Here is a 21,951-nt window from a genome sequence, read left to right on the forward strand (position 1 = left end):
TTGAATCGATGGCATTAAATCAGCGTTTTCTAACTCACGCCGATTTGCCGCCCTTGATGACGCGCTGGACCGGTGGCTTCTTGGCGCGGGAATGCTGGCGCGTGAAGCTGACGATGCGGGGCGCGATCTCGCGGCGGAAGCGGGAACCGTTGAAGACGCCATAGTGGCCGACATCCGGCTGCAGGTAATGCATGCGCATGTGCTCAGGGACGTTTACGCAGATGGTCTGGGCTGCATGCGTCTGGCCGACACCGGAGATATCGTCGTTCTCGCCTTCTACGGTGAGCAAGGCCACGTTGCGGATGGCCGAGGGATCAACAAGCTTGCCGCGATGCATCAACTCGCCTTTCGGCAGCGCATGCTTCATGAAGACCTGCTCCACGGTCTGCAGATAAAATTCCGCGGTGAGGTCCATGACGGCGAGATATTCGTCATAGAAATCGCGGTGCTTTTCCGGTTCGCCGTCGTTCTTCACCAGATGCATGAAGAATTCTTTGTGGGCGATCAAATGCCGGTCGAGGTTCATCGACATGAAGCCGGAAAGCTGCAGGAAACCCGGATAGACAGATCGCATGAAGCCCGGCTGCGGCCAGGGCACGTTCATGACGACATTATCGGCAAACCATTCGAGCGGCCGTTCCTTGGCAAGATTGTTGACGGCTGTCGGATTAATGCGGGTATCGATCGGACCGCCCATCAGCGTCATGGACGACGGGGCGAGCGGATCCTTGGCCTCTTCCATGATTGCGGCAGCGGCCAGCACCGGCACGGAGGGCTGACAGACGGCGACAACATGGGTGTCATGGCCGAGGAAATGCAGCATCTCGATGACGTAGTCGATATAATCGGAAAGGTCGAAGGTGCCTTCGGTCATCGGCACCATGCGCGCATCGATCCAGTCCGTGATGTAGATATCGGCGCTGGGCAGAAGGGCCTCGACGGTGCCACGCAGCAGCGTCGCATAATGGCCGGACATCGGCGCGACGATGAGGATGCGCGGGTCGCCGCTGTGGCCGGCCGGAACATCGCGGGAGAAATGGAGGAGATTACAGAAGGAGCGCGCCCAGACGACTTCCTCGCGCACGGAAACCTTCTTGCCGTCGATGACAGTCTCATTGAGCCCGAATTCCGGCTTGCCGTAACGGCGCGTCGTGCGCTCGAACATTTCGAGACTGGCCGAAATGGTGCGCCCTAGCGGGGTCTGTGAGAAGGGGTTCAGCGGATTGGAATAGGCAAAACGCATGATATCTGCTGCAGCGCGGAAAGGAGCCAACGCTGCATGGTTCAATTCATAAAGCTGGTAGAACATGGAGGGCGCCACCTTTCTCTATCCGGCAAAGACGACGCCAATTGAAGGGCACCGGACTCTTTCCGTTAACGCTGGCACATCAACGTAGGCTAACAGGTTTTTGTTGCACAGCAACATAACATTACAGTTTGAAAGAAAAATGCCGGAAAATTGATCTCCGGCATTATCTTGGCGCACAAAGTTTAAGCTTTTCAGCAAGAAAAGTCGTTAACGGTCTGCTACGAAGAGCTGCTTCTGGGTGCCGAGACCTTCGATACCGAGTTCGACGACGTCGCCGTCCTTCAGGTAACGCGGCGGCTTCATGCCCATGCCGACACCTGGAGGCGTACCCGTCGAGATAACGTCGCCCGGATGCAGGGACATGAACTGGCTGAGATACGACACGACGAAAGCCACGCCATAGACCATGGTTTTCGTGGAACCGTTCTGCATCGTCTGGCCGTTGACCTTGAGCCACATGCCGAGGTTCTGCGGATCGGCAACTTCGTCTTTGGTGACGAGCCATGGGCCGATCGGTCCGAAGGTGTCGCAGGATTTACCCTTGGTCCACTGGCCCGAACGCTCGGTCTGGAAGGCGCGCTCGGAGACGTCGTCGGAAACGCAGTAACCGGCAACGTAATCCAGCGCTTCGGCCTCGCTCACGTATTTCGCGGTTTTGCCGATAACCACGCCAAGTTCGACTTCCCAGTCGGTCTTTTCAGAACCGCGCGGGATCAGCACATTGTCGTTGGGACCAACGATCGCTGAAGTCGCCTTCATGAAGATAACGGGTTCGGGCGGCACGGTCGCGCCGGTCTCGGCCGCATGGTCGGAGTAGTTCAGGCCGATGCAGATGAATTTGCCGGTGCCGGCAACACAGGCGCCGATGCGGCCGGGCGCCAGTTCCGGCAGGCTCTTAGGGTCAAGGGCCGCGATTTTCGCAAGACCTGCCGGCGTGATCGCCTCGCCGCCGATATCGGCCACGTGCGCGGAAAGGTCACGGATCTTGCCATCGGCATCGAGCAGGGCCGGCTTTTCGCGGCCCGCTTCTCCAACGCGCATCAGCTTCATGAATATCCTCCTCAATGGAAAGTAGATGCGCCACCTATGAACGAATTATTCATCGGTGTCATTATGACTTGCCACGGAAGCGGTACGCCCGCTTAGAAAATTTCCGCCAGTGATGGACCAACCGGAACAATACGCGTGGGGTTGAGGCTCTCGATCGAATAATAGCCGCGCTTGATGTGATCGAGGTTCACGGTCTCGGCAATACCGGGCCAATCCAGCATCCGCCGGCAAAAGGACCTAAGGTTGGTATAGTCGGAGAGACGCCGCAGATTGCATTTGAAGAGACCGTGATAGGCGACATCGAAACGCACCAGCGTGACGAACAGGCGGATATCGGCTTCCGTCGGATGGTCGGCAAACAAGAAGCTGCGTCCTTCGAGCTGCGGTTCGATCCAGTCGAGGCAAGCGAAAACCTCGGCAAAGGCCTCTTCATAGGCAATCTGGGTCGTTGCGAATCCGGTGCGATAAACGCCATTGTTCAAGGACGAATAGATACGCTCGTTGAAGGCATCGATTTCACCGCGTCGAGCGACCGGATAAAGATCGAGACCGCCGCGGGCAAGATCGCCAAAGCCGCTGTTCAGCATGCGCAGAATGTCGGAGGATTCATTGTTGACGATCGTTGCACGCTTTTTGTCCCATAGAACGGGGACCGTTGCTCGCCCGGTAAAATGGGGATCCGCTTTTGTGTAGATCTCGTGCATGTAGATGACGCCGTTCAGCTCATCCGAAGTCGCGCCGGGATAATCGCCAAAACGCCAGCCCTGCTTGCTGAGCGTCGGCTCGACGATCGAAACCGAGATGACGTCTTCGAGCCGCTTGAGCTTGCGGCCGATCAGCGTGCGAGAAGCCCAGGGGCAGATATAGGCGACGTAAAGATGATAGCGTCCGGCTTCCTCAGCAAAACCGCCCTCACCCGTCGGACCTGCGCTGCCGTCAGGTGTCACCCAGTTGCGGAATCTCGATATCTGACGGACGAAACCACCCTTCTCATCCTTCGCCTGGACCGGCTGCCAGTCTTCGGTCCATTTCCCATTCACCAGCATGCCGTATCTCCAGATCGATCGGATTTGACGCTGCTTTACCGGGAGTTCCTCGCGCGCGTAAGGCCAGTTTCTGGAAACAGATTGTGCACTGGCTGTGACCAAACTTTGCTTGCCAAGCAAGCGAGCGCCGAAATATCACTTAAGTGATCTCCGCAATGGAATCCCCCATCCATCGCCAACTTCCGGAAGCCAGCATGACGAAAGCCAATAGCCGCGAATCCGAATATCCAATCGATCCGATGTTTCTCGACCGTTGGTCGCCCCGCGCCTTTACCGGCGAGATCATCGAGGAAGCCCAGCTTCTGACGCTTCTCGACGCCGCACACTGGGCGCCGTCTTCGGCAAATATGCAGCCCTGGCGGTTCCTCTACGCCTTAAAAGGCTCCGAGCACTGGGAAGAATTCGTGAGCCTGCTCAACGAAGCCAACCAGGAATGGGCACAGAACGCTTCAGCGCTGATCTTCGTGGTCTCGCGCAGCTTCAACGGCGCCCGCAGCGAGGGACGGTCAAGCTATACGCACTCTTTCGATGCTGGCACGGCGTGGGGCCATCTTGCCATGCAGGCCCGCATTTCCGGCTTCCATGCACATGGCATGGGCGGCATCAAGCATGACGAGATCAAGGAAAAGCTTGAAGTCCCCGATGGTTACCGCGTTGAAGCCGGCATTGCCGTCGGTCGCATCGCCGACAAGGGCATCCTTTCCGAGCGCAACCGGGAGCGCGAATTCCCGAGCCAGCGCAAGCCGCTCTCGGAGGTCGCCTTCAACGGCCATTTCATCGGCAACGATTGATCGCAAAATAAAAAGCCCCGCAAGCCTGATGGCTGCGGGGCTTTTTCGCGACTGATTTTTGGTCAGATATCGAGGTTTGCGACGCTCAGCGCATTGTCCTGGATGAATTCGCGCCGCGGCTCGACTTCATCGCCCATCAGGCGCGCAAAAAGGCCGTCGGCATCGGTCGCATCGTTGACCTTGACCTGCAGCAGCGAGCGAACGTTCGGATCGAGCGTCGTTTCCCAGAGCTGTTCGGCGTTCATTTCGCCGAGACCCTTATAGCGCTGCATCGTCAGGCCCTTCCGGCCGCTTGCGAAAACTGCATCGAGAAGGGCGCGTGGACCGGAAATTTCGACATCGCCATCCCGTCGGCTCAGCGCCGGCGGCGTCTGATAGATTTCCTTCATCCGCGGCGTGAGTTGGTCGATAAAACGGGCATCCTGGGAGCCGATCAGCGCCATATCGAGCACGATGACCTCCTTGACGCCGCGAACCATGCGCTCGAGGCGGATACCGCCCTCGCTGGTGAGGCTGCCTTCCCAACCACGCTCGGTTTCCTCGGCGATGATGTCGAGACGCTTTGCCACCTCGATTGCCAGTTCCTGGGCACGTTCGGCATTGCTGACGGTTTCGGCATTGAGCGCGCCGGCGATTGCCGCCTGTTCGACGACCGCACGATTGTAGCGCGAATGCAGGTTGTCGAGTAGCGCGCGCAGGCGCAGGGCATCGTGAATGACCTCATTCAGATCCTGGCCGACACGGACTTCGCCGCTGGCGAGCTTCAGCGCCGCATCTTCCAGACCCTGGCCGATCAGATAATCTTCCAGCGCTTTTTCGTTCTTGACGTACTGGACCGACTTGCCACGCGACACCTTATAGAGCGGCGGCTGGGCGATGTAGAGGTGGCCGCGCTCGATCAGTTCCGGCATCTGGCGGAAGAAGAAGGTGAGCAGCAGCGTGCGAATGTGGGCGCCGTCGACGTCGGCATCCGTCATGATGATGATCTTATGGTAGCGCAGCTTTTCGACATTGAACTCGTCCTTGCCGATTCCGGTGCCGAGCGCAGTGATAAGCGTGCCGATTTCCTGGCTCGACAGCATCTTGTCAAAGCGTGCACGCTCGACATTCAGGATCTTACCGCGCAGCGGCAGGATCGCCTGATTTTCGCGCGAGCGCCCCTGCTTTGCAGAACCGCCTGCCGAGTCACCCTCGACGAGGAAGACTTCAGACTTGGCCGGATCGCGCTCCGAGCAGTCGGCGAGCTTGCCGGGCAGCGAGGCGATATCGAGCGCACCCTTGCGGCGCGTCAGTTCGCGCGCCTTGCGGGCGGCTTCACGGGCGGCGGCGGCTTCAACGACCTTGCCGACGAGAATCTTGGCTTCGCTCGGATGTTCCTCGAACCAGGTATTCAAGGCCTCATTGACGAGGCTTTCGACGACAGGGCGAACTTCCGACGAAACTAGTTTGTCTTTCGTCTGCGATGAGAATTTTGGATCCGGTACCTTTACCGATAGAACTGCGGTCAGACCTTCGCGACAATCTTCGCCCTGCAGCGTCACCTTTTCCTTTTTCGTAATGCCGGAATTATCGGCATAGGAAACGACCTGACGCGTCAGTGCGGCGCGGAAGCCGGCCATATGCGTGCCGCCATCGCGCTGGGGGATGTTGTTGGTGAAGCAAAGCACGTTCTCGTGATAGCTGTCGTTCCACCACATGGCCACCTCGACGGTAATGCCATCCTTCTCGCCGCGGATCGCAACGGGCTTTTCGACGAGCGGCTTCTTGGCGCGGTCGAGATAGGAAACGAAGGCCTCGAGGCCGCCGTCATACATCATCTCTTCCTGCTTGATGTCGGAATGGCGCTTGTCCGTCAGCAGAATGCGGACGCCGGAGTTGAGGAAGGCCAGTTCGCGCAGGCGGTGCTCAAGTGTGCCGTAGTCGAACTCCGTCATGGTGAAGGTTCCGGTGCTCGGCATGAAGCTGACTTCCGTGCCGGTCTCGTTGCCCGCTTCGCCCGTCACCTTCAACGGAGCATCCGCAACGCCGTGGGTGAAGCTCATCTCATGTACCTTGCCCTGGCGACGGATCTTCAGCTTCAGCCAGACGGACAGTGCATTGACGACCGAAACGCCGACGCCGTGCAGACCACCCGAAACCTTATAGGAATTCTGGTCGAACTTACCGCCGGCATGGAGCTGGGTCATGATGACCTCAGCTGCCGACACGCCTTCGCCGCTGTGAATATCGGTCGGGATGCCGCGGCCGTTATCCGTCACGGTCACAGAGCCATCGGGATTGAGCGTAACGGTGACGATGTCGGCATGGCCGGCCAAGGCTTCATCGATCGCGTTATCGACGACTTCATAGACCATGTGGTGGAGGCCCGAGCCGTCGTCGGTATCGCCGATATACATACCGGGGCGCTTGCGCACGGCATCGAGGCCCTTCAGGACCTTGATGGAGTCTGCGCCATATTCGGTGTTTACGCCGTTTTCCGTCGCGGGTGCATCGGTCATTCTGTCGAGGTTTTCCCTGTTGTCACAAGCAACGGCGCGCCTTGCGAATCACCGGCTTTTTCAATGTCGAATATAGGTTTTTTGCAGCGAGTTCCCAATGGCAAGGCCCTAAAACAAGGCATAAATCAGGGGATTATGACGCTTTTCCGTCCCCTTTGCCGTCATTTTCAAGAAGCGCCGATAACCGGGCGATATCGGCGCTGTCAAGGCTGCGAATTCGCTTGGCCAGACGATTGGCAAATTCGGTATATTCGGGCGGCAGGCCCGATGTATCGACGACCACGCGCGGATCGGAAGAGCCGGCAACGAGGAAGAGCTCTTCGGCCTCGTCCCAGATGATGTTGAAGTAGCCGGCGATGCGCTGCAGCAGATCGAAGCTCGGCACGCCGCGCTTTCCATGCTCGAGCGCCGAGAGATAGGCAGGCGAAACATTGAGCGCCGCCGCCATCTGTTTCTGCGTCACGCCCTTGCGGGCGCGCAGCTTGCGAACTGCTTCTGCAAACGGCGTCACGATGTTTCCCCGGCCCGCCGCGAGAGGCGGATATAGAGGGCGCCCGCGCCGCCATGATGTTGGGCCGCTGGTTCATAGGACGAAATCAGAAAACGGAATTCCGGCTTGGAGAACCAGAGCGGCACCGCGCGCTTCAAGGCGCCTTCGCTGCCCATGGATCTGCCCTTGCCTGTGATGACGAGGACGTGCCGCATGCCGCGTTCATGCGCGCGGATCAGGAAATCGAGCAGGAAGGAATGCGCTTCGCTCTGGACCATACCGTGAAGATCGATCCGTGCTTCCAGCGCCAGCTTGCCTTTGGCGATCCTGCGCTTGACCGGCCGCTCCAGTGGATGGTGGACGCCCGAGGGCTGTTTTACGGGCGTCTGAGCTACCGATTGCTGCGGAACCGGGGCGGCCGTCTTCTGCTTTTGCGCCTTTTCCTGTTCGGCCTCCGCCAGGAAGGCGTCGAGCGCAGTCAGTTCATCCGTCTTGCCTGGCATGGGCCGGGTACTGCGGGCGACCCTTCCCCAGAGGATTCTCTCGTCTGAGCTGAGCTTGCGGTCCTTCGCCATCAGAGGAACCTCGCTGCAGCGGCATTGGGGATGAGAATTGCGAAATCGGCATCGTTGCGTACCGTTCCCGCCAACTCGCCTGCAGCATGGCCCGAACCGGTGAAAATGTCGCCGCGCGCGGGACCGACAATTGCCGAACCAGTGTCCAGCGCCAGCATCAGCCGCTGAAACGGCTTACTGGCATCGAGATGCGTCAGGCTTTCGGAGCGGATGAAGAATGGAAAACCGAAAGTATGGATCAGGCGGTCGACGGCGAGCGAACGCCCCGCAAGCAGCGGCACCTTCGCGGCTGCGATCGGTCCGGCATTCGGGTTGTCCACCGGTGCTCCCCGGAAGAAAATATAGGATCGGTTATGCCAGAGGACTTCGTCGACTTGGTCCAGATGGGTGGCAAGCCATGCGCGGACCGACTGCATGGAAATTCTCGCCCGCTCGATCTCGCCACGGTCGATCAATAGCTTGCCGATCGCCGAAAATGGGTGGCCGGCTTTGGCGGCGTAGGTGATGCGGCCGATCCTGCCATCCGGATAGCGCATACGGGCAGCACCCTGCACATGGACGAAGAAAAGATCGACCTTCGATTTCGCCCAGGCGATCTCAAGACCACGGCCCTCAAGATAGCCCTGATCGATGTCGTGGCGATCCGGATAGGCATCGATCAGCCCATCACGCAAGCGTCCAAATGCGTAGGAGCCATCAAACTGCGCGGGGCGATTTTGATCATCGAGATCGATGAGATCATCCGGGCGCCGGTAGATCGGAAAACGGAAGGTCGCATCCTGTCTGTCGGAAACTTCAATTTCGGGTTCGTAGAAGGCGGTGACGAAACCACTGACGCCGTCAGCCCGGACAATCCGGAATGGCTGGCAGTGCTTTTCAAAAAAGCCACGCGCTTCCTCCGGCGAAGACGGGCGAAATGTCTCTGCTTCCTCCAGCAATGGAAGGAGATCAGCTGAACTCAGCCCCAGCGAACCGGTACGATAAGGTTTCGTTTCGGAAATATGCCGGCGACAGGTAGCCATGACTTCAAAAAGGCTGGAGGGATCGTCATCCCTCCAGCCTTCCATTGCGTCGAAACTGACTGCCTGAAGGGCAAAGCCGGCTGCGTCAGTCATGTTCCGATTCAGTCGCGACGAGTTTCCAGTTGGGGTCGCGCGATCGCGTATCGCGAGCGAACGTCCAGAGATCGTTGACCTCCGCGACATTCTCAGCATCGCCGTCGATCAGCGTGTCGTTCTTGTCGTAGGAGGCAGAGATCAGCTGACTGATGATGCGAACGGTGATCTGCGCCTCGCTGCCTTTGGTCTCGGCATGGGTGATCTCAGCCTTGTCGATGCCCACGAAAGTGGACTTCATCTTCTCGCCCTTGTTTTCGCGATCGCTGATCGCCGCGTCGAAGCCGTCATAGACTTCTCGGGAGAGAAGGTTCTTCAGCGATTTGCGGTCACCATCAGCAAAGGCCATCACGATCATCTCGTAGGCCATACGGGCGCCATTCAAGAATTCCTTCGGGTCGAAGGAGGGATCGGCTCTGTTGAGCGCGCGCAGCGATTCGTTCAGCGGCGTGCCGGCCGGTGCGAAAGCGTCGATGGCGGAAAAGCGGTCTTCCTCTTCCCCGTTCACATCGCGCCGCGGCAGGGTTACGACCTTGCCGGCATCGGCACTGTCGTTCTGCACGGCATCCCGTGGCGTATAGAGATCACGCGGCGGCTTCTCATTTCCCGTGCGGCGTCCGAGAACGGATCGAAGCTGAAAGAAAATCAGCACCGCCGCCACCAAGAAAAATAATGTGATGAAGTCGTTTGAACTCATATCCCGCCGTTCACTGTTAACATCCCTGATTTCTACCCCCATATAGTCCGGCTATACGAATGATTCAAATCATGGCTGGTATCTTCGCCAGTGCCAAGAGGAGCCCGAGCCACTCGGGGTAAAGAGATGCGTTTTTCCATGCTGCCGGTTTTCGCGCTGCTTCTGCCGCTTGCCGAGATCGCTGGCTTCGTAATTGTCGGCCGCGCAATCGGACTTGCCGCGACGCTGGCGCTTGTCGTACTGGGCTTTGTCGTCGGCTCCTTCCTCTTGCGCCGGCAGGGTATTGGCATCCTGCGCCGCATGTCCGCCGAAGGGCGTAGCGGTACCATGCCCGGGCGGGAACTGCTCAATCCGGCGATGACTGTCATCGCCTCGCTGCTCTTCATCATCCCGGGCTTTCTGTCCGATATACTGGCGATCCTGCTTCTTATCCCACAGGTTCGCAATCTGCTCTGGCGGTCGATCGCAAAGCGTTTCGTTGTCGTTGGCGCGAGCGGCGACGGTTTTTCGGCTTCTTCGCGTTCGGAATTTCGAGGCCGGCCGGGCAAGCCGGGCGATTCAAAGGTGGTCGATCTCGATGAAGAGGACTATCATCGTGAACCGAACGGCAAGTCGCCCTGGTCCGGCAAACGGCTCGGAGACTGATATGGCGGCGCATTAACTGCGCCGGACGCCCAGGGTTGTAAGCCTATTCCCGAAATGTTAGATGGCGGCACCATTCAATGCCCCTCGAGGAAAATCCCATGGCAGACGATAACAGCAGCAACGGCGCAGCGAGCCCGACCCTTTCGATCCTTGCCCAGTACGTCAAGGATCTTTCCTTCGAAAACCCGGGCGCACCGCGCTCGCTTCAGGCCCGCGACAAGGCACCGGCGATCAACATCAATGTAAACGTCAATGCCAATCCGCTGTCCGAAACGGATTTTGATGTCGTGCTTTCGCTGATCGCTGAAGCCAAGGAAGGCGATAAGACCGTCTTCCACACCGAGCTCGTCTATGGCGGCGTCTTCCGCGTTGCCGGCTTCCCGCAGGAGCACATGCTGCCGGTTCTCTTCATCGAGTGCCCGCGCATGCTCTTCCCGTTTGCCCGCCAGATCATTGCCGACGTCACGCGCAATGGCGGCTTCCCGCCGCTGATGATCGACCCGATCGATTTCGCACAGATGTTCGCACAGCGCGTTGCCGAAGAACAGGCCCGCTCCAAGGTTCATGCCGTTCCGAACTAAGCCGGTTTTACAGGTTCTCAAACTCAAATGCCCGGGCAAAACCCGGGCATTTTTATTTTCAGTTGAGCTGGTCGTATTTCGACCAGACGGCCTTTTGACCAAGCTTGGCGATGAGAGCGTCATGTGCCTCAACTTCCGCTTCGCTCAATCGCGGCGCCAACGGCCGCGGCCTCTCCATGATGGCAGCGACAACGACTTCTTCCACCTCGGCATCGCTCTTGTTCTGGCTCGCAGATCCTGTAACGCCGAGCCCCAGTGCAGCCTGTCTGCCGCCGATCATCTCGATATAGACTTCGGCGAGAAGTTCGGAGTCGAGGAGAGCGCCGTGTTTGGTACGGTGCGAGTTGTCGATGCCGTAACGGCGGCAGAGAGCATCGAGCGAGTTCGGTCCCATTGGATGCTTTCGGCGAGCAAGCGAGAGCGTGTCGACGACGCGATCCGGCAGGATCGGCGGAACGCCGAGCCTGGCAAGCTCGGCATTCACAAAGCCCATGTCGAAAGTGGCGTTGTGGGCGATCCACTTGCCGTCGCCGAAGAATTCCAGAATCTGCTCGAAGACATCGGCAAAAGGCGGCTTGTCCTTCAGGAATTCGTCGGTGATGCCGTGGACGGCGAGCGCATCGGGATGAACCTTCTGATCACCCGGATTGACGAAGAGGTGGAGCGTCCTTCCTGTCGGAAAATGATTGAAGAGTTCAATACCGCCGATTTCGATGATGCGGTCCATGCGGTTGTCGAGGCCGGTGGTTTCCGTATCGAAAATGATCTCACGCATGTGGGACTTCTTCCTTCGCTATCCGCTTCTTCAAGTCGGCGACGATATCTGCCACCTGTTTTCTTGTCGTCTCGATGCTGTGGCTGCTATCTACGATGTAGTCGGCCCGACGGCGTTTTTCTGTATCTGATATCTGGCGGGAGAGAATCATATTGAATTTTTCTTCCGTCATGTTCGGCCGCGCAAGCACCCTCTCCCGCTGAATCTGTGGATCGGCGCTGACGACGACAATAACATCCACCCTCTGATCGGCGTCGGTTTCGAAAAGGAGGGGAATGTCGAGCAGGACCATATCTGCTCCCGCGGCCTCCTGCCGTGCCAGGAATTCATTCTCCCGCTTGCGCACCAAGGGATGAACAATCTGTTCGAGCCGCTTGAAGCCAGCTGGATCTCGAGCGAGTTGCCGGCCAAGTTCCTGACGGTCGACGGTACCGTTCTTCATTGTGCCCGGGAAAGCTGCATCGACCAGAGGCGCCGCCTCGCCCGCATAAAGATCGTGCACAACAGCGTCAGAATCGTTGACCGCGACACCGGCTTCGGCAAAGAGCTTCGCCGCCGTCGACTTACCCATTCCGATGGAGCCGGTGAGGCCGATCTTCAGCATCAGTGTTTTTCCATATCCGCTATTATCAATGCGCGCAGCGTTTCATCAACGACAGGCCGCATGCCGAACCATTTTTCAAATCCCGGAACCGCCTGATGCAGGAGCATGCCAAGGCCATCGACGATGGCAAAACCTTGTTCCTCTGCCTGTGCGAGGATCGGTGTTTTCAGCGGCACATAGACGATATCCGTGACGACTGCGTCCGAAAGCATTGGCGAGAAATCGATGGCGGGTGCCGCCTCTCCGTCCATGCCGAGAGAGGTGGTGTTGATGAATAGCCCCGCCCCGGTCATTACTTCGGCGAGTGCTGCGGTCGGATGCGCATGGACCTTCGGGCCGAAGCGGTCGGCCAGCTCCTGCGCCCGCTCGACTGTGCGGTTGACGACGTGGATTTCTTTCAAGCCGCGGTTGCGGACCGCCTGAATGACAGCGCGACTTGCACCGCCGGCGCCGAAGATGACGACTCGGTCATGTCGGTCCCAGCCGGGATGGCGTTCATCGAGATTGGCGGTAAAGCCGCGGCCGTCCGTGTTCGTCGCAAGAAGTTTTCCATCCTCCAGCCACAGCGTATTCGATGCGCCGAGTTCTTCCGAGAGTTCGTCCGGTTGGTCCGCCAGTTTGAACGCCATCTCCTTGTGCGGGATCGTGACATTGCCGCCAACGAAACCGGCACTACCGTCCCTTAACGAGGCGATGAAATCCGCAAAGATTTCCGGGGCAACCTCATGCGCCCGATAGCTGCCGGGCAGATCGAGCGTCTTCAGCCAGTAGCCGTGGATCAATGGTGAGCGCGAATGCTTGACGGGAAAACCCGTGACAAACGCTTTCGGCCCATGTGTTTCACGTGAATCATCCATCGATCGCATCCAGTTCCCGGAGTTTTGCAAGGAGAGGCAACATCGGCAGACCGAGGATCGTGAAATAATCTCCGTTGATCTTCTCGAACAGGTGGATCCCTTCCCCCTCAAGCTGATAGGCACCGACGCTTGCCAGAGCCTTTGGTCCCACGCGCTTGAGATGGCGCGCAATAAAATCATCGGTCAGCGGACGCATCGTCAGTTCCGCATGCGCCACGTGCTGCCATAGGACTTCGCCATCTCTGACAATCGCAATCGCGCTGTTCAAGCGGTGTGTTCTGCCGCCAAGTATGCTCAGATGATTGGCTGCATCCGCCATATCCTTCGGCTTGTGAAAGACCTGAGCGCCAAGCGACATCGTCTGGTCGGAGCCGATGACGAGCGCACCACCGAAGCGCCGGCTGACCTCATCCGCCTTTGCTTCGGCAAGAACGAGCGCCACCTGATCGGGCGTGGCGCCCGATTTTTCCAGAGGAGCCTCGATTGCCCGTTCATCGATTTGAGCGGCATGCGCTTCAAAAGCCAGACCGGCATTTTCCATCAGCATCCGCCGGAATGGGCTCGACGATGCGAGAACGAGCTTTGGTGTCATCCCAGTTCCTCGGGAGCGATTCAGTTGTTCAGCGCTTAACGCAGCTTTGGGCGCAGGGCAACGATCGCCGCTGCCGTTTCCTCGATCGAGCGCCGGGTGACGTCGATCATTGGCCAGTTATGACGGGCACAAAGAGAGCGCGCATACTTCAGCTCCTCCGAGATTGCTGCACGGTCGGTATAGTGTTCCTGGTCGAAACCCGGCGTCGATCCGAGCAGACGATTTTCACGGACTTGAGAAATCCGATCGGTGGTGGCGATGAGGCAGACGATCAGCGGTTTGGTCGCCGCCGCCAAAGCCTCGGGCAAGGGCACGCCATAGACGATCGGGATATTCGCGGTCTTGATGCCACGGTTTGCGAGATAAATGCTGGTCGGCGTCTTCGACGTACGGCTGATGCCGACGATGACGACGTCAGCATCATTATAATCCTCCGGCATCTGACCATCATCATGGTCCATCGTGAAATTCAGCGCTTCGATGCGCGCGAAGTAGCCGGCATTCATCACGTGTTGAGCGCCGACCCGCCTTCTGGAGGGAGCGCCGAGATAGATTTGGAATGCGCCGATAACCGGTTCCAGAACATTGACGGAGGCCACACCCATTTCTGCGCAGCGTTCATCAATGATGCTGGCAAGCTCCGGATCGACGATCGTGTACAGAACAATGCCGGGTTCACTGTCGATCGCCTGAAGCACCGGCATCAGCTGCTTGCGGTTTCTGATCAGCGGATAGACGTGTTCGATCGGCTGAGAAGACTTGAACTGCGCCGACGCGGCCCGGCCGGCGGAGATCAGAGTCTCCCCGGTCGAGTCAGAAATCAGATGCAGATGGAAGAAGTTCGTTCTGTTCTCCACGCTATTTTCCGCTGCCTGTTGAAAACACTGGACAGCGAAGAGCTAATGGCGTGGCCGGGATCGAGGCAAGGGAAAACATGCCTCCTTATCCACATCCGGAACTTTCGGAGGTCGTTTCAGAGATACCTGTGGAGTGTGGGGACTGTGGTTATGCTTCCCAAAACAATGCACAGCTTATCCACAAGATGGGTGACAAAATGAATTCCTGGAAGCTTCTGGAATCTCTGCGGGATTCGAGTTTCCTACCGCTTTAAGCGCAAATATGCGAATCTTGGTTCCCGCTAACCCAGCCTGCGTGACAAATCGCGCTGTCGGTGGATGGATTTTAATCCTTGATAGACACCGACTCTAAGAAATAGAAACCTTTTAAAATATCTTTGTATTTTTATAGGGAAGAAGCGCTTGAGCGAAACGCGCCGGAAAATTATGCGGGTTCTTGATGGCGAGACCCTGACGCCCCCACCCCTCTGGCTCATGAGGCAGGCGGGTCGCTATCTGCCCGAGTACAGGGAAACGCGCGCGAAGGCCGGGAGTTTCCTCGATCTCTGTTATTCGCCTGAGCATGCCGTCGAGGTCACGCTTCAGCCGATACGCCGCTATGGCTTCGATGCCGCCATCCTATTTTCCGATATCCTGGTCATCCCTGATGCGATGAAGCGCAATGTACGCTTTACCGAGGGGCATGGCCCTGAGATGGATCCGATCGACGAGGCGGGTATCGCCGGCCTGGATGGAGAAAGCGTTGTCGATTACCTGCAGCCAGTCCTGGAGACGGTGAAGCGCCTGAGGAATGAGCTGCCCACCGAGACAACCCTCCTTGGCTTCTGTGGCGCGCCCTGGACGGTTGCGACCTACATGATTGCCGGTCATGGCACGCCAGATCAGGCACCCGCTCGGCTCTTCGCCTACAGGCATCCGCGCGCCTTCGAATACCTGTTGATGCTGCTTGCGGATGTCTCTGCAGATTATCTCGTCGCGCAGATCGATGCTGGCGCTGATGCGGTGCAAATCTTCGATTCCTGGGCCGGTGTCCTCGGCGAGAGGGAATTTGAAGCTTTCGCAATCCGTCCGATGGCGCGGATGATCGCGTCGATCAGGGCGCGGCGGCCGCAAGCGCGGATCATCGCCTTCGCCAAAGGTGCGGGCTACATGCTCAAGACTTACCGGCAGAAAACCGGAGCAGATGCGATCGGGCTCGACTGGTCCGTACCACTTGCCTTTGCCGCCGAGCTGCAGAAGGACGGACCCGTGCAGGGCAATCTCGACCCAATGCGTGTCGTGGCTGGCGGTCGTTCACTGGAGGAAGGTATCGACGATATTCTTCAAGCGCTCGGAAACGGACCGCTGATCTTCAATCTGGGTCATGGCATAACGCCGCAAGCGGATCCGGAGAATGTACGCCTTCTTGTCGATCGCGTGCGTGGCATGAGGGCTGCGTGATGGAAAAGCAGACTGATCAAAAGCCGGGTGCCTATGCCCGCCGGCGTGCCCATTTTGCGCTGGCCTTCTTCGCTCTTCTGGCTGTCGGGCTCTTCGTCTGGAACCCTGATAATCTCTATCTCTGGATCAAGGCCCTTCACATCATCGCCGTGATCTCGTGGATGGCGGGGCTTTTCTACATGCCCCGCCTTTTCATCTACCACACGGATGCAGAACCTGGCTCGGTTCAATCCGAGACCTTCAAGGTGATGGAGCGGCGGCTGCTCAAGATCATCATGAACCCGGCGATGATGCTGACCTGGATCCTTGGTCTTTATCTTGCCTGGTCGGTCTATGGTTTCCACGGCGGTTGGCTACATGCGAAGATCGGGTTGGTTGTCCTCCTGACAATCGTCCATGTCTTTTTCAGCAGAGCCGTGCGGGCGTTCGAGCGGGATGAAAACCGTCGTTCGGCGCGTTACTGGCGCTTCATGAACGAGGCGCCAACGGCACTGATGATCCTCATCGTCATCTTGGTGGTGGTGAAGCCTTTTTGAAGCCCAGGGGTTGCTGAGGTTAAATTTCAGTCATTTTAAGCAGCCCCCTTGCGGGTCGGGTTCCGACTCGCTATTTTCCGCCCATCTCATCTTCGTGGCATGTGTGTAGAGTTCAGTCGCCTGCGAGCCCCTTTCGCAGTACCGAATACGACCCAACATCGCCTTTCCCCTTATAAAATAACGAGTATTGGTCACTTCATGGCTGAAATGAAGCTTCAGGAACTTAAGAGTAAATCCCCGACGGATCTTCTGGCTTTTGCCGAATCGCTCGAGGTCGAAAATGCGAGCACGATGCGCAAGCAGGAGCTCATGTTTGCAATCCTCAAGGTTCTTGCCAGTCAGGATATCGAAATCATCGGCGAAGGTGTCGTTGAAGTCCTGCAGGATGGTTTCGGGTTTCTGCGCTCCGCAAATGCTAACTATCTGCCCGGCCCGGACGATATCTACATCTCTCCCTCCCAGATTCGCCGCTTCTCTCTGAAGACTGGCGATACGGTCGAGGGTCCGATTCGCGGTCCGAAGGAAGGCGAACGCTATTTCGCGCTTCTCAAGGTCAACACAATCAATTTTGATGATCCCGAAAAGATCCGTCACAAGGTTCACTTCGACAACCTGACGCCGCTCTATCCGAACGAGCGTTTCAAGATGGAACTGGATGTTCCAACCTCCAAGGATCTTTCGCCCCGTGTGATCGATCTCGTGGCGCCTCTCGGCAAGGGCCAGCGCGGCCTGATCGTTGCTCCGCCACGTACGGGTAAGACGGTTCTCCTGCAGAACATCGCTCACTCGATCACCGCCAACCATCCGGAATGCTATCTGATCGTTTTGCTGATCGATGAACGTCCGGAAGAAGTCACGGATATGCAGCGTTCAGTCCGCGGCGAAGTCATTTCTTCTACATTTGACGAGCCGGCGGTTCGGCACGTCCAGGTCGCAGAAATGGTGATCGAAAAGGCCAAGCGCCTCGTGGAACACGGCCGCGACGTTGTCATCCTGCTCGATTCCATCACCCGCCTTGGCCGCGCCTACAATACCGTCGTTCCCTCGTCTGGTAAGGTTCTGACTGGTGGTGTCGACGCCAACGCGCTCCAGCGCCCGAAGCGCTTCTTCGGTGCAGCACGTAACATTGAAGAAGGTGGTTCGCTGACCATCATTGCAACGGCTCTCATCGACACCGGCAGCCGTATGGACGAAGTTATCTTCGAAGAGTTCAAGGGCACCGGTAACTCTGAAATCGTTCTCGACCGTAAGGTGGCTGACAAGCGTATCTTCCCGGCCATGGATATTCTCAAGTCGGGAACGCGCAAGGAAGACCTGCTCGTTCCGCGTCAGGATCTGCAGAAGATCTTCGTTCTGCGCCGTATCCTCGCTCCGATGGGGACGACCGATGCGATTGAATTCCTTATCGACAAGCTGAAACAGACGAAGAATAATGGTGACTTCTTCGACTCGATGAATACCTGATTATTAGCCGGATTCCTCAGACAGAGGCTGGTGGGTCGTTCGCGCGACTACCAGCCTTTTCTGTTTTGAATTGATTCGGAAACGAACCGATAGGTCAAAGACCATATGGAAACGTGGAACGACACCATATTTGCTCTTTCGAGCGGCGCCCCGCCGTCAGGCGTGTCGGTTGTTCGCGTCAGTGGCCCCCAGACCTGTCTAATCCTAGAGGGGCTGATCGGTGGGATTCCATCACCGCGAACGGCCGCCTACAGAACGATTCGGACTCGGAATGGTTTTCCGATCGATGCCGGGCTGGTTCTTTTCTTTCCTGGTCCGGCTTCCTTTACCGGCGAGGACTCCGCCGAATTCCAGGTTCACGGTTCGAAGGCAGTTATATCGGCTCTCTCGAGAGAACTGGCAACGTTTTCCGGGACCAGACTTGCAATGGAAGGTGAATTCAGCCGTCGCGCCTTTGAAAACGGCAAGCTTGACCTCGTTGAGGTCGAGGGGTTAGCGGACCTTATAGCAGCTGAGACGGAAATGCAGCGTCGTCTAGCGCTGGAGCAGAGCTCCGGCGGGCTGTCGCGCCTATATGATTCGTGGGCGGAACGAATTACACGCTCTCGCGCTTTGATTGAAGCTGAACTGGATTTTGCGGATGAAGACGACGTTCCCGGGTCTGTCTCGGATCAGATCTGGGTGTCGTTGGCGGAGCTTCGGCGAGAGATGGAGGATCATCTTTCCCATGCTGAAATGGGAGAGATTGTCCGAGATGGTTTTAAAGTTGTTATTGCCGGGGCGCCCAATGCTGGAAAGTCCAGCCTGATGAACTGGTTTGCGCAAAGGGACGTGGCGATCGTTACCGACATAGCAGGCACGACGCGCGACGTGCTTCATGTCGATATCAATCTGAATGGCTATCTGGTCAAGCTTTATGACACAGCGGGTCTGAGAGACACCGGCGATATAGTGGAGCAGGAAGGTATCAAGAGAGCACAGCTGGCGTTGAACAATGCTGATCTCGTGCTCTTTCTGACTGACATGGGGTCGCCATCACCAATAGATCCTATCGACTTGGAACGCGCTTCATCGCATGTTATTGTCGGCACCAAGCGGGACCTATATCCTTCAACTGCTTCATACGACCTTCAGATTTCTACAATGACAGGTGAAGGCCTTCCGGAACTTCGGGACTTTGTTTCTTCCTTCATCGAACAGAAGTTTGAGGGATTGTCTCTATCCGTTCCGACACGGGAGCGGCATAAGGATTCGCTCTCGAAATGCCTGATTACCCTATCGGCGGCAATCGATCAGGCAGAGCAAAGCCTGGAGATCAGGGCGGAATCTTTAAGACTCGCCGGTGATCATCTGGGGCGCATCACCGGACGGGTCGACGTTGAAGATCTTCTTGGCGTCATCTTTTCGGAGTTTTGTATCGGAAAATGATTCACGTGGAACGCCGGCGGCAGCGGCGTGAGAAGTTTCACGTGAAACCTTTTGTGGAGTAGCGCATGAGCGCCAGTAGTTATGACGTTATCGTGATCGGAGGCGGTCATGCCGGATCAGAAGCAGCCGCGGCTGCCGCGAGGATGGGCGCAAAAACTGCCTTGATCACGCATCGGCGCGACACGATCGGCGTAATGTCCTGCAATCCGGCCATCGGCGGGCTTGGCAAGGGCCATCTTGTTCGCGAGATTGATGCGATGGATGGTCTTATGGGTCGTATTGCTGATGCCGCAGGTATCCAGTTTCGTATGTTGAACAAGAAGAAGGGTGCAGCGGTTCGTGGTCCGCGCACCCAAGCCGATCGCAAGCTCTATCGCCTCGCCATGTTGAATGCCATCGAGGCAATTGAGAACCTTGATGTGATCGAAGGCGATGCATTTGATCTGGATATCAAAAGCAATCGAGTCGCTGGCGTAATAATGAAAGACGGAAGGCTCATCGTAGGCCCGTCGGTTGTTATTACGACAGGCACGTTCCTTCGGGGACTTATCCATATAGGAAATGAGAAGACACCTGCAGGACGCACCGGGGAGCCACCTTCGATGGGGCTTTCCACGACGTTCCTGCAATTGGGTTTGAAGCTGGGCCGTCTTAAGACAGGGACACCGGCTCGCTTGAACGGGAAAACGATTGATTGGGAATCTGTCGGGCGTCAAACTGCCGATGACGAGCTGGTGCCGTTCTCCTTCATGACCGATCGGATCGTGAATCCACAGGTCGAATGCGGCGTAACGAGAACAACAGAGGCGACGCACCGTATCATCGTCGCTAACCTGCAAAAATCGGCGATGTATTCTGGACAAATCGAAGGTGTCGGTCCGCGATATTGCCCATCGATTGAAGACAAGCTCGTTAAATTTGGTGAGAGGGACGGACATCAGATTTTCTTGGAACCTGAAGGGCTTGACGACAATACCGTTTATCCAAACGGGATTTCAACGTCGCTGCCGGCCGACGTTCAAGCCGCGTTCATCAGGACGATTCCTGGTTTGGAGCGCGTAGAAATATTGCATCCTGGCTACGCGATTGAATATGACCATGTCGATCCAAGAGAGTTGACGGCAACATTGGAAGTTAAAAAACTACCAGGGCTTTTCCTGGCTGGTCAGATTAACGGGACGACGGGTTATGAGGAAGCTGGCGCCCAAGGTCTTGCTGCAGGTCTCAACGCCGCATTGTCGAGTGGCAATTCCAAACCTTTTATATTCAGTCGTACAAACTCCTATATCGGCGTCATGATTGATGACCTGACGACGCGGGGTGTTACGGAGCCGTATCGAATGTTCACGTCTCGCGCGGAGTATCGATTGACACTCCGCGCCGATAATGCTGACGCGAGGCTTACGCGAGGCGCGATCGAACTTGGGTGTGTTTCCAGTGAACGCCAAGCTCGTTTTGCGGCATATCAAGACGAGTTGGAGAGCGGTCGAACGCTCCTTCAGTCTTTATCCGTTACGCCGAATGAAGCGCGTAAGGCAGGACTTAATCTTAATCTCGACGGCCAGCGCCGAACAGCCTATGAACTTCTGTCCTATCCCGAATATGCGTTTTCGCAGTTGGAGCAGGTGTGGGGAGATCTGAAGTCCTTCTCTAAGAAGGTTGTCGAGGCTCTGGAGATCGAGGCGATCTATTCGGTTTATATGGATCGTCAGACCGCGGCCATCGAGGCACAGCGGCGAGATGAGGCGCGCTTGATTCCTGAGAGCTTTGATTACAGCAGTCTATCGGGACTCTCGAATGAGCTGAAGAATAAGCTCAACACACAAAAGCCCGCCAACATCGCTCAGGCTCTGAAAGTGGAAGGTATGACGCCAGCGGCGATTTCGCTCTTGCTCGTGCACTTGCGTCGCGGTGAAAGTGTTCGTGGGCAGGTCGCGTAGTCGCCGCAAGGTTTGAGAGTCTTCGGGAATGGAATTAAACGGATTGCGTGTTTCACGTGAAACACAAGAACGTCTGCAATATTTCGCAGAGCTTTTCACCAAATGGGCCAAGGCGATCAACCTCGTCGCGCCTTCGACCATGAGTGATATGTGGAACCGGCATATCGCGGATAGTGCGCAGATATTTCAGATCTCCCCTCACCCTCAAACCTGGATCGATCTCGGAAGCGGTGGCGGTTTTCCCGGTGTGATCACCGCGATCTTCTTGGCCGAACAGCAACAGGGTTGGGTTCACTTGGTGGAGAGCAACAATAAGAAGGCGGCATTTCTGCGTACCGCTTTACGAGAGACCGGCGCGCGAGGCGAGGTACATGCCATAAGGATTGAAGATGCGCCGGTAGCAATAGCTGCTTGTAATGCTATTTCCGCCCGTGCGCTAGCCGATCTCGATAAGCTGATTGAATACGCGGCGCCATGGATGGTTGGAAAAGAAAATAATCGCGCATATTTTCATAAAGGCCGGGATTACCAAAGAGAGATCCAGAAAGCACGTGGCCGCTGGAGTTTTGATCTGCTAGAACACAATAGCGCTGTTGAGCAAGATTCTGTAATTCTCGAAATATCAAGTCTCCAGCGCCTGGTTTAACGAAACGGATATTGC

22 protein-coding genes are annotated in these 21,951 nt (G+C 57.0%); 9 read left to right on the plus strand and 13 right to left on the minus strand.

The genetic code is table 11. The features are described 5' to 3' along the window. Positions 1-34: 34 nt before the first annotated feature. The 3 genes from ACR9ZQ_RS25895 to ACR9ZQ_RS25905 form a co-directional block, all read right to left on the minus strand. Positions 35-1,309, minus strand: a complete 1,275-nt coding sequence (locus tag ACR9ZQ_RS25895; RefSeq protein WP_310389894.1) for a polyhydroxyalkanoate depolymerase — start codon at positions 1,307-1,309, stop codon at positions 35-37. Between the two features lie 207 nt (positions 1,310-1,516). Beyond that, positions 1,517-2,359 (minus strand): fumarylacetoacetate hydrolase family protein, encoded by an 843-nt coding sequence (locus ACR9ZQ_RS25900; RefSeq protein WP_037102235.1) that lies wholly within the window; start codon positions 2,357-2,359, stop codon positions 1,517-1,519. Between the two features lie 92 nt (positions 2,360-2,451). Next, positions 2,452-3,405 (minus strand): glutathione S-transferase family protein, encoded by a 954-nt coding sequence (locus ACR9ZQ_RS25905; RefSeq protein ID WP_481429023.1) that lies wholly within the window; start codon positions 3,403-3,405, stop codon positions 2,452-2,454. Between the two features lie 194 nt (positions 3,406-3,599). Here ACR9ZQ_RS25905 and ACR9ZQ_RS25910 point away from each other — a divergent pair, with 194 nt between their 5' ends. Continuing rightward, positions 3,600-4,196: a nitroreductase family protein gene (locus ACR9ZQ_RS25910; protein ID WP_481429024.1), complete on the plus strand. Its 597-nt coding sequence runs from the start codon at positions 3,600-3,602 to the stop codon at positions 4,194-4,196. A 62-nt stretch (positions 4,197-4,258) separates the two neighbouring features. Here ACR9ZQ_RS25910 and gyrB read toward each other — a convergent pair whose 3' ends face one another. The 5 genes from gyrB to ACR9ZQ_RS25935 form a co-directional block, all read right to left on the minus strand. Beyond that, entirely contained in the window at positions 4,259-6,694 is a 2,436-nt protein-coding gene (gene gyrB / locus ACR9ZQ_RS25915) for a DNA topoisomerase (ATP-hydrolyzing) subunit B (RefSeq protein ID WP_310389808.1), read from the minus strand. 133 nt (positions 6,695-6,827) lie between these two features. Then, positions 6,828-7,205 carry a helix-turn-helix domain-containing protein gene (locus ACR9ZQ_RS25920; RefSeq protein ID WP_113322164.1) on the minus strand — a complete coding sequence of 126 codons (378 nt, stop codon included), beginning with the start codon at positions 7,203-7,205 and terminating at the stop codon, positions 6,828-6,830. Further along, the gene (locus ACR9ZQ_RS25925; protein WP_310389805.1) at positions 7,202-7,759 is read right to left on the minus strand and encodes a Smr/MutS family protein; all 558 of its coding nucleotides are present in this window, start codon (positions 7,757-7,759) and stop codon (positions 7,202-7,204) included. Before ACR9ZQ_RS25925 ends, ACR9ZQ_RS25920 begins: the two co-directional genes overlap by 4 nt. Continuing rightward, positions 7,759-8,874, minus strand: coding sequence for a murein transglycosylase A (mltA, locus tag ACR9ZQ_RS25930; protein ID WP_481429025.1), 1,116 nt, complete (start codon positions 8,872-8,874; stop codon positions 7,759-7,761). Before mltA ends, ACR9ZQ_RS25925 begins: the two co-directional genes overlap by 1 nt. Further along, a complete protein-coding gene (locus tag ACR9ZQ_RS25935) occupies positions 8,867-9,571 on the minus strand; it encodes a Tim44/TimA family putative adaptor protein (RefSeq protein WP_310389800.1) in 705 nt (234 codons plus the stop codon). The genes mltA and ACR9ZQ_RS25935 overlap by 8 nt, the downstream gene beginning before the upstream one ends. A 126-nt stretch (positions 9,572-9,697) precedes the next feature. On the opposite strand from ACR9ZQ_RS25935, the gene ACR9ZQ_RS25940 reads away from it, so the two are divergent. Next, positions 9,698-10,216 (plus strand): FxsA family protein, encoded by a 519-nt coding sequence (locus ACR9ZQ_RS25940; RefSeq protein ID WP_310389798.1) that lies wholly within the window; start codon positions 9,698-9,700, stop codon positions 10,214-10,216. Between the two features lie 98 nt (positions 10,217-10,314). Next, positions 10,315-10,797 (plus strand): protein-export chaperone SecB, encoded by a 483-nt coding sequence (secB, locus tag ACR9ZQ_RS25945; protein ID WP_310389796.1) that lies wholly within the window; start codon positions 10,315-10,317, stop codon positions 10,795-10,797. A 58-nt stretch (positions 10,798-10,855) separates the two neighbouring features. On the opposite strand, the gene dnaQ is transcribed toward secB, so the two are convergent. From dnaQ to ACR9ZQ_RS25970, 5 genes are read right to left on the minus strand one after another with little or no spacing between them, the layout of a single operon-like run. After that, positions 10,856-11,572, minus strand: coding sequence for a DNA polymerase III subunit epsilon (gene dnaQ, locus ACR9ZQ_RS25950; protein WP_310389794.1), 717 nt, complete (start codon positions 11,570-11,572; stop codon positions 10,856-10,858). Then, positions 11,565-12,176, minus strand: a complete 612-nt coding sequence (gene coaE, locus ACR9ZQ_RS25955; RefSeq protein WP_310389792.1) for a dephospho-CoA kinase — start codon at positions 12,174-12,176, stop codon at positions 11,565-11,567. Before coaE ends, dnaQ begins: the two co-directional genes overlap by 8 nt. Then, positions 12,176-13,033, minus strand: a complete 858-nt coding sequence (locus tag ACR9ZQ_RS25960; RefSeq protein ID WP_310389790.1) for a shikimate dehydrogenase — start codon at positions 13,031-13,033, stop codon at positions 12,176-12,178. Before ACR9ZQ_RS25960 ends, coaE begins: the two co-directional genes overlap by 1 nt. Next, entirely contained in the window at positions 13,026-13,625 is a 600-nt protein-coding gene (locus ACR9ZQ_RS25965) for a Maf-like protein (RefSeq protein ID WP_310389788.1), read from the minus strand. Before ACR9ZQ_RS25965 ends, ACR9ZQ_RS25960 begins: the two co-directional genes overlap by 8 nt. 35 nt (positions 13,626-13,660) lie before the next feature. After that, complete coding sequence (locus ACR9ZQ_RS25970) at positions 13,661-14,482, minus strand: pyruvate, water dikinase regulatory protein (RefSeq protein ID WP_113322174.1); 822 nt, start codon at positions 14,480-14,482, stop codon at positions 13,661-13,663. 402 nt (positions 14,483-14,884) lie between these two features. Between ACR9ZQ_RS25970 and hemE the strand changes: the two genes are divergently transcribed. The 6 genes from hemE (at position 14,885) to rsmG (ending at position 21,936) form a co-directional block, all read left to right on the plus strand. Further along, entirely contained in the window at positions 14,885-15,922 is a 1,038-nt protein-coding gene (gene hemE / locus ACR9ZQ_RS25975; protein ID WP_310389785.1) for a uroporphyrinogen decarboxylase, read from the plus strand. Next, entirely contained in the window at positions 15,922-16,458 is a 537-nt protein-coding gene (gene hemJ, locus ACR9ZQ_RS25980) for a protoporphyrinogen oxidase HemJ (protein ID WP_007813813.1), read from the plus strand. Before hemE ends, hemJ begins: the two co-directional genes overlap by 1 nt. Before the next feature lie 198 nt (positions 16,459-16,656). After that, positions 16,657-17,922: a transcription termination factor Rho gene (gene rho, locus ACR9ZQ_RS25985; RefSeq protein WP_029868909.1), complete on the plus strand. Its 1,266-nt coding sequence runs from the start codon at positions 16,657-16,659 to the stop codon at positions 17,920-17,922. Positions 17,923-18,027: 105 nt separating this feature from the next. After that, entirely contained in the window at positions 18,028-19,350 is a 1,323-nt protein-coding gene (mnmE, locus tag ACR9ZQ_RS25990; RefSeq protein ID WP_310389781.1) for a tRNA uridine-5-carboxymethylaminomethyl(34) synthesis GTPase MnmE, read from the plus strand. Between the two features lie 65 nt (positions 19,351-19,415). Continuing rightward, positions 19,416-21,290 (plus strand): tRNA uridine-5-carboxymethylaminomethyl(34) synthesis enzyme MnmG, encoded by a 1,875-nt coding sequence (mnmG, locus tag ACR9ZQ_RS25995; RefSeq protein WP_310389779.1) that lies wholly within the window; start codon positions 19,416-19,418, stop codon positions 21,288-21,290. A 28-nt stretch (positions 21,291-21,318) separates the two neighbouring features. Next, positions 21,319-21,936 carry a 16S rRNA (guanine(527)-N(7))-methyltransferase RsmG gene (gene rsmG / locus ACR9ZQ_RS26000; RefSeq protein WP_310389777.1) on the plus strand — a complete coding sequence of 206 codons (618 nt, stop codon included), beginning with the start codon at positions 21,319-21,321 and terminating at the stop codon, positions 21,934-21,936. Positions 21,937-21,951: the final 15 nt, after the last annotated feature.

It is taken from the genome of Rhizobium sp. KNZ14-9A (assembly GCF_056755015.1).

Coding starts and splice junctions, on each gene's coding strand:
- ACR9ZQ_RS25895 (WP_310389894.1), bottom strand. CDS start 1,309: ATGTTCTACCAGCTTTATGAATTGAACCATGCAGCGTTGGCTCCTTTC.
- ACR9ZQ_RS25900 (WP_037102235.1), bottom strand. CDS start 2,359: ATGAAGCTGATGCGCGTTGGAGAAGCGGGCCGCGAAAAGCCGGCCCTG.
- ACR9ZQ_RS25905 (WP_481429023.1), bottom strand. CDS start 3,405: ATGCTGGTGAATGGGAAATGGACCGAAGACTGGCAGCCGGTCCAGGCG.
- ACR9ZQ_RS25910 (WP_481429024.1), top strand. CDS start 3,600: ATGACGAAAGCCAATAGCCGCGAATCCGAATATCCAATCGATCCGATG.
- gyrB (WP_310389808.1), bottom strand. CDS start 6,694: ATGACCGATGCACCCGCGACGGAAAACGGCGTAAACACCGAATATGGC.
- ACR9ZQ_RS25925 (WP_310389805.1), bottom strand. CDS start 7,759: ATGGCGAAGGACCGCAAGCTCAGCTCAGACGAGAGAATCCTCTGGGGA.
- mltA (WP_481429025.1), bottom strand. CDS start 8,874: ATGACTGACGCAGCCGGCTTTGCCCTTCAGGCAGTCAGTTTCGACGCA.
- ACR9ZQ_RS25935 (WP_310389800.1), bottom strand. CDS start 9,571: ATGAGTTCAAACGACTTCATCACATTATTTTTCTTGGTGGCGGCGGTG.
- ACR9ZQ_RS25940 (WP_310389798.1), top strand. CDS start 9,698: ATGCGTTTTTCCATGCTGCCGGTTTTCGCGCTGCTTCTGCCGCTTGCC.
- secB (WP_310389796.1), top strand. CDS start 10,315: ATGGCAGACGATAACAGCAGCAACGGCGCAGCGAGCCCGACCCTTTCG.
- dnaQ (WP_310389794.1), bottom strand. CDS start 11,572: ATGCGTGAGATCATTTTCGATACGGAAACCACCGGCCTCGACAACCGC.
- coaE (WP_310389792.1), bottom strand. CDS start 12,176: ATGCTGAAGATCGGCCTCACCGGCTCCATCGGAATGGGTAAGTCGACG.
- ACR9ZQ_RS25960 (WP_310389790.1), bottom strand. CDS start 13,033: ATGGATGATTCACGTGAAACACATGGGCCGAAAGCGTTTGTCACGGGT.
- ACR9ZQ_RS25965 (WP_310389788.1), bottom strand. CDS start 13,625: ATGACACCAAAGCTCGTTCTCGCATCGTCGAGCCCATTCCGGCGGATG.
- hemJ (WP_007813813.1), top strand. CDS start 15,922: ATGGAAAAGCAGACTGATCAAAAGCCGGGTGCCTATGCCCGCCGGCGT.
- rho (WP_029868909.1), top strand. CDS start 16,657: ATGGCTGAAATGAAGCTTCAGGAACTTAAGAGTAAATCCCCGACGGAT.
- mnmE (WP_310389781.1), top strand. CDS start 18,028: ATGGAAACGTGGAACGACACCATATTTGCTCTTTCGAGCGGCGCCCCG.
- mnmG (WP_310389779.1), top strand. CDS start 19,416: ATGAGCGCCAGTAGTTATGACGTTATCGTGATCGGAGGCGGTCATGCC.
- rsmG (WP_310389777.1), top strand. CDS start 21,319: ATGGAATTAAACGGATTGCGTGTTTCACGTGAAACACAAGAACGTCTG.